A 6,300-nucleotide genomic window follows, 5' to 3' on the forward strand; every position below is an offset into this window, starting at 1 on the left:
CGTGCACCGGCCCGGGGGTCAGCCGCAGACCTCGTAGGAGGGTTCGGCGCCGGTCGTCACCGTGACGTCCCATGCGGTGTCGCTGTTCTCGCGGAACGCGAAGAAGACGTGGGCGTCGGTCGCGCTCGGAAGCATGAGCCAGGTGTCGCTCCCCATCGTCGACACCCCCTCCTGCGCGTCAGGATACGCAGCGAGCACCTCGGCCTTGGTCGCTCCGATACCGAGGCCGTCCTCCGTCACCGGTCCAGGGACCACGGCGGGAGTCTCGGCCGCGGAGTAGACGGAGATCTCGCGGATGGGCGCCGTCTCGCTCTCCGTCCCGCGGACGAAGGAGATACCGTAGGCGGAGTCGGCTGCCATCCACCACGCCGACCACGAGCAGTTCGCGGTGTCGTTGGTCCAGGAGCCGGTGAGGCCGGCAAGCGTCGAGGTGAAGTTGCCCCCGACGTCGATCGGTCCGACGCCCGCCTCGTCGATGATCCAGGTTCCGGGGTCAGCCGGATCCTCGATCCGAGGCTCCACTGTCGGTGTCGGCGTCGGTGGGGTCGACGTCGTTCCGCTCGGCGTGGATCCGCCGCTGGGCGTCGAAGCGGGTGCCGACGTTCCCGTGCACCCGACCAGGCTCGTGACGGCCAAGGCCGTCACGAAGATGAGCGCGCTCGTACGTGTGTTGATCATGGATGCCCCTGTCTCCGGTCCCGGGCTCGTCTCGCAGCTCACGTAGGCTGGATGGATGCCCGATATACAGGCCCGTCCCGAGATGAGATCGCGCCTGTCCGCATGGTATCGATCCACCGCGCGCGACCTGCCGTGGCGTCGGTCTGCGTTTCATAACGAATTCGGCGCCTGGGGCGTTCTCGTGAGCGAATTCATGCTGCAGCAGACCCCGGTGACGAGGGTCATTCCGCATCTCGAGGCATGGCTGGATCGGTGGCCGACCCCTGCCACGATGGCGATGGCGTCGACGGCGGAGGTCGTGCAGCAATGGGCGAACCTGGGGTATCCCCGACGCGCGCTCTGGCTGCACCGCGCTGCCGTCGAGATCACGGATCGTCATGGCGGAGTCGTTCCGCGTGACGTGGACGCGCTGCTGGCCCTCTCCGGCATCGGCGACTACACCGCCCGCGCCGTGGCCGTGTTCGCCTATGGCGACCGGCACCCCGTGGTCGATACGAACACTCGGCGCGTTCTCGCCCGTGCCGTCGAGGGCCGGGCGCAGCCGGGAGCGGCATCTCGCCGAGACCTCGACCTGATGTCATCGTTGCTGCCGGAGGATGTCGCGGAGGCGGCCGTGTTCAACGCGGCGGCGATGGAGCTCGGCGCCACGGTCTGCACGTCACGGGCACCCCGGTGCCCGCTCTGCCCTCTCGCCGGGAGTTGCGCATGGCTGGCAGCGGGCAGGCCGGACACGGGAGACGGACGCCGACGCCAGGCCGCCTATGAAGGGTCCGACCGGCAAGCGCGCGGCGCGGTGCTGCGCCTGCTGCGGAGCCGGGATCCGGAGGCCGTCCCGCTCGATGCCGTCCTCCCGGATTGGCCCGACACCGGACAGCGCGACAGAGCGATCGACTCGCTCATCGCCGACGGACTCGCCGAAGCCGATGGGTCCGTGCTGTTCCTGCCTCGCTGACCGACACGCAGCCTCGACGATGCACACGGGTGAGAAAGGCTCGACCCCGACGACTCCTCAGAGATGCCGTTCCGTGCGATGCGCGAGCACCGTCAGCTCGACGCGGCTCCGAACGTCGAGCTTGGTGAAGATCCGGCCGAGGTGGACTTCCACGGTGCGGACGGAGACGTTCAGCGCCTCGCCGATCTCACGGTTCGCTGCCCCTCTGACCGCACGCATGGCCACTTCCAGCTCCCGGGCGGTGAGTCGGAGCGACCAGGCGGCACGGCATGCCGAGAGCAGGCCCACCGCCGGCACGACGCTCCCCTCTCTGGCCTCGAGTCGGTCCAGCCTCCCGCGCACCGACTTCGCCCATGCCGTCGCGCCGGAGAGCTCGAACAGTCGTTCGGCGTACTGCAGATGGATCCTCGCGGCGGGGTGATCGTCGCGGATCGCATGCCGGGTCCCGAGCATCATCTCCACGCGCGCCCGCTCGAACGGCGAACGCAGCGTTCGCGCGATCTCCGCGACCTCTTCGCCGTCCGCACGCCATCGCCCGTCCGCCGCCGTCGCGATGCGTGTCCGCAGCTGTTGCGCCAGCGCGATCTCCGGAGGCTCGAGAGACGCGGCCACCATGAGGACACCGGGAGAAGGCGAGGCCAGCTCGTCCAGACCCGGCACGGTCATCGTCGTCTGCGGGGAGCCGAGATCGGACCAGAGCCGGACCGTGGCCGCGGCATCGTCGAAGGAGCCGGTGAGGAAGGACCGGACACCACGGTCCACGAGCAGATCGATCTTCGCGCCAGGCGGAAGGGTGAGCGTGAGCGACCGGGCGAACGGGCCGAGTTCGCCGTGCACTGCCAGATCGAGGCGTCGGGCGAGGACGACTCCCAGCCCGGCGAGGGGCAGCGCGATGGGAAGGGTGAGCGCCGCCTGGATCAGCCTGTCCCGCGCGATACCGATGTCACCTCGCCACGCGAGCAGGAGGACCTCGACGACCGCTCGATACGCCTGGACGACCGGGCTGTGCTCGTATCCCGGCACGAAAGGATCAGGACCACCGGACGGCATCGATTCATCGATGCCGAGCAGACGCAGCCCCAGATCGACGTCTCCCTCGACCGCGGCGCGCAGAGTTCGCAGCATCCCCCCGCTCACCGAGCTCGACTCCGTCACCATGTCGGCATCGCGATCTCCGGCCATGAGCCACCCCAGCGCGACGACCGGATCCCTCAGCTCCTGCTCGGCACCGATCCGCACGGCACCGTCCCGGAGGGCATCGAGCCACAGGCGCATTCCCCGCCGGTCTCCGCGCTCGGCGCAGAGGATGGCGGCGAGGGCGGCTGCTCTGGTCCAATGACGCCAATCGCTCTCGTCGGCGGATCCCGGCCGCACGGTGGTCGGATCGATCCCGGGAACAGCACCCTGCACGAAGGTCTGCGCCACGATGAGAGCCCCGAGCCCCGCCCACCTGTGTCGTTCACCGCCGTGCGGATAGAGCGTCCCCAACCAGGCGGCGGCCTCCACCGCGAACCCGGCAGCGACCGCCGACGCCCCGGCCACGAGGCGCGCCTCGTCCTGATCCTCGCCCACTGCATGTTCTGCCGCCTCACGCGCCAGCATCAGTGCTCGGTCCGGATATCCGGCCTCACTCAGCTGCCGCGCGATGAGGGTGAGCTCCCGTGCGGTCGACGGGTCGCCCTCGAGAGATGCCCGTGCCCGGTGCCAGTCCGCGCTCATCGAATCACCACGATCGACGAAGACCGCGCTCAGACGCTCATGGACCAGCGCGGTCTCGGCAGTGCAGGTCGTCGCCCGCACCCAGATCGAGAGTCGGGCGTCGACGAAACGCACGCGGCCGGCATGCAGGGTCAAGTGATCACCGACGGCGGCAGCGGCGATCTCGGACGCCGTACGCCCGTCGAACTCCAGGATTGGACCCAACGAATCATCCAAGCAGACCGCGAGCGCGAGGAGGAGCTGACGATCCCGCCCGTCGAGCAGCAGTCCCTCGAATCTGCGTGAGATCGCCGCGACCAGGGGCAAGGGCGACGGCAAGGGCCGGAGCCCATGGCGTTGGTGCGGAGTCAATCGCTCGACGACCGCGCGGATCGTCGCAGCGTCGGCATCCAGATCGCCGGCCAACCGGGCGAGCACATGTGGCGCACAGCCGAGATCCTCCGCGAGGAGTTCTTCCAGGAGAAGACCGACAGCGGCGGGCGCGACGGACGGCCCCCCAGACTCGCGCGCACCTTCGATGCCGATCCCCCTCAGCTTCGCGGGAGCCGGTCCCGCGAAGCCGAGCGTATCAAACGGCGCTCACTCCGCGTCGTCGTCCGTACGGTAGGGGTCCGCGTCACCGGCATGGGATGCCGACGAGGCGAGCTTGGCGACGTCCGCATCACGCTGCTGCGCCTCACGGAGCAGTGCACCGATGTGGTCGGCGTTCTCCGGGAGCGCATCGGGGATGAACTCGAGCGTCGGAACGAGCCGGGTGCTCAGCTGGCGTCCGACCTCACTACGCAGCATTCCGGTCGCCGACGTGAGCGCCGCACCGCTGGAGACGCGCTCCTCCTCGGTCCCCAGCACCGTGTAGAACACGGATGCATGCTGAAGGTCTCCGCTCACACGGACATCCGTGATGGTGACGAAGCCGAGGCGCGGGTCGCGCAGCCCCTTCTCCAGCCGTTCGGCGAGGATCACGCGGATCCGATCCGCGAGACGGGCCTGTCTTTCGCCTGCCATTGTTCTCTCCCTGTCCAGGAACCCTCAGGGCGTCCCCCGTCTCCGTACTCGGAAGGAGCAGGAGAGGGAGACGCCCGAAGGTGGTTCGAAGTGATCAGCCGCGAGGCTTCTCGACGAGCTCGGTCGTCTCGATCTCATCGCCGATCTGGATGTCGTTGTACTTGCCGAGGCCGATACCGGCCTCGTAGTCCGTGCGGACCTCGGTGACATCGTCCTTGAAGCGACGCAGCGACTCGATGGCGAGACCATCGGCCAGCACGACGCCGTCGCGGATGACGCGAGCCTTGGCGTTTCGCGTGATCGTTCCCGACCGCACGATGACACCGGCGATGTTGCCGAACTTCGAGGAGCGGAACACCTCGCGGATCTCGGCGACACCCGACTGGACCTCTTCGTACTCCGGCTTGAGCATGCCCTTGAGCGAGCTCTCGATCTCGTCGATCGCGTTGTAGATGACGGAGTAGAAACGGATGTCCACGCCTTCACGGGCGGCACGCTCACGCGCCTTCGTGTCGGGACGGACGTTGAAGCCCACGATGATCGCGTTGTCGATCGTCGCCAGGTTCACGTCGGACTCGGTGATGGCACCCACTCCGCGGTGGATGATGCGCAGCTGCACCGAGTCGTCGACCTCGATCTTGAGGAGCGACTCCTCGAGTGCCTCGACGGCACCGGAGACGTCACCCTTGATGATGAGGTTGAGCGACTCGACCTTGCCCTCTTCGAGCGCACGGGTGAAGTCCTCGAGCGAGATGCGCTTGCGGGCCTTGGCCAGCTGGGCGTTGCGCTCGACCGCTTCACGCTTCTCAGCGATCTGGCGGGCCATGCGGTCTTCCTCGGTGACGATGAAGACGTCGCCGGCACGCGGCACGGAGTTCAGACCCTGCACCTGCACCGGACGCGACGGGAAGGCCTCGAGGACCTGCTCGCCGTTCTCGTCCGCCATCGCACGCACACGGCCGTACGCCGTGCCCGCGACGATCGCATCACCGATCCGGAGCGTTCCGGACTGGATGAGCACCGTGGCGACCGAACCGCGGCCCTTGTCGAGCTTCGCCTCGATGGCGACACCACGAGCGGCCTTGTTCGGGTTGGCGGTCAGGTCGAGACCGGCGTCTGCGGTGAGCAGCACGGCGTCCAGGAGTTCCTGGATGCCGGTGCCCGCACGAGCCGAGACGTCGACGAACATGACGTCTCCACCGAACTCCTCGGCGACCAGCCCGTACTCGGTCAGCTGCTGACGCACCTTCGAAGGGTTGGCGTCGGGCTTGTCGACCTTGTTCACCGCGACCACGATCGGCACGTTCGCCGCCTGGGCGTGGTTCAGCGCCTCGACCGTCTGCGGCATGATGCCGTCGTCGGCCGCGACCACGAGGATCGCGAGGTCGGTGACCTGCGCACCACGAGCACGCATGGCGGTGAACGCCTCGTGACCCGGGGTGTCGATGAACGTGATGGCGCGCTCGATGCCCTCGTGCTCGGTCCACACCTGGTAGGCACCGATGTGCTGGGTGATGCCACCGGCTTCACCCTCGATCACATTGGTCTGACGGATCGCGTCGAGCAGTCGCGTCTTACCGTGGTCGACGTGACNNCGTCTTCGCTCTCGGCCTCCAGCTCGGCCTCCAGGTCGAGACCGAAGCCCTCGAGGAGCTCCTTGTCCTCGTCCTCGGGCGAGACCATCTGGATCTTGTAGCCGAGCTCAGCACCCAGGACCTCGAACGTCGCCTCATCGAGGGACTCGGTGGCCGTGGCCATCTCACCCAGGTTGAAGAGGATGGTGACGAGGGTTCCGGGCTGGACCGTGTAGCCGGTCAGCGTCTCGATCTTGTCGGCGAAGTCCGCGATCGATGCACCGCGGCGCATGCGGATGATCTCTCCGTTGCCGCGGGTGACGTTGACGCCACCGACGACCGGAGCACTCCGCATCTCGAACTCTTGCCGCT

Annotated in this window: 4 protein-coding genes and 1 pseudogene; 1 reads left to right on the forward strand and 4 read right to left on the reverse strand. The window is 68.1% G+C overall.

Annotation, left to right across the window (positions count from 1 at the left end; translation table 11 throughout):
• Nucleotides 1-18: 18 nt before the first annotated feature.
• Complete coding sequence (locus B2869_RS09490) at nucleotides 19-678, reverse strand: hypothetical protein (RefSeq protein ID WP_292765575.1); 660 nt, start codon at nucleotides 676-678, stop codon at nucleotides 19-21.
• 55 nt (nucleotides 679-733) lie between these two features.
• Between B2869_RS09490 and B2869_RS09495 the strand changes: the two genes are divergently transcribed.
• Nucleotides 734-1,630, forward strand: coding sequence for an A/G-specific adenine glycosylase (locus B2869_RS09495; RefSeq protein WP_292765577.1), 897 nt, complete (start codon nucleotides 734-736; stop codon nucleotides 1,628-1,630).
• Nucleotides 1,631-1,687: 57 nt separating this feature from the next.
• On the opposite strand, the gene B2869_RS09500 is transcribed toward B2869_RS09495, so the two are convergent.
• From B2869_RS09500 to infB, 3 genes and pseudogenes are all read right to left on the reverse strand, one after another.
• Nucleotides 1,688-3,553 carry a response regulator transcription factor gene (locus B2869_RS09500; RefSeq protein WP_292765579.1) on the reverse strand — a complete coding sequence of 622 codons (1,866 nt, stop codon included), beginning with the start codon at nucleotides 3,551-3,553 and terminating at the stop codon, nucleotides 1,688-1,690.
• Nucleotides 3,554-3,928: 375 nt separating this feature from the next.
• Complete coding sequence (gene rbfA / locus B2869_RS09505) at nucleotides 3,929-4,354, reverse strand: 30S ribosome-binding factor RbfA (RefSeq protein ID WP_029258981.1); 426 nt, start codon at nucleotides 4,352-4,354, stop codon at nucleotides 3,929-3,931.
• A 94-nt stretch (nucleotides 4,355-4,448) separates the two neighbouring features.
• Nucleotides 4,449-6,300: pseudogene (gene infB / locus B2869_RS09510) on the reverse strand (translation initiation factor IF-2); the annotation flags it as partial.

Source organism: Microbacterium sp. UBA3486, assembly GCF_002377845.1.
GTDB classification, from domain to species: Bacteria; Actinomycetota; Actinomycetes; order Actinomycetales; family Microbacteriaceae; genus Microbacterium; species Microbacterium maritypicum_A.

Excerpts from the sequence above, each read along its gene's own strand:
- B2869_RS09490 (WP_292765575.1), bottom strand. The coding sequence starts at position 678 with ATGATCAACACACGTACGAGCGCGCTCATCTTCGTGACGGCCTTGGCC.
- B2869_RS09495 (WP_292765577.1), top strand. The coding sequence starts at position 734 with ATGCCCGATATACAGGCCCGTCCCGAGATGAGATCGCGCCTGTCCGCA.
- rbfA (WP_029258981.1), bottom strand. The coding sequence starts at position 4,354 with ATGGCAGGCGAAAGACAGGCCCGTCTCGCGGATCGGATCCGCGTGATC.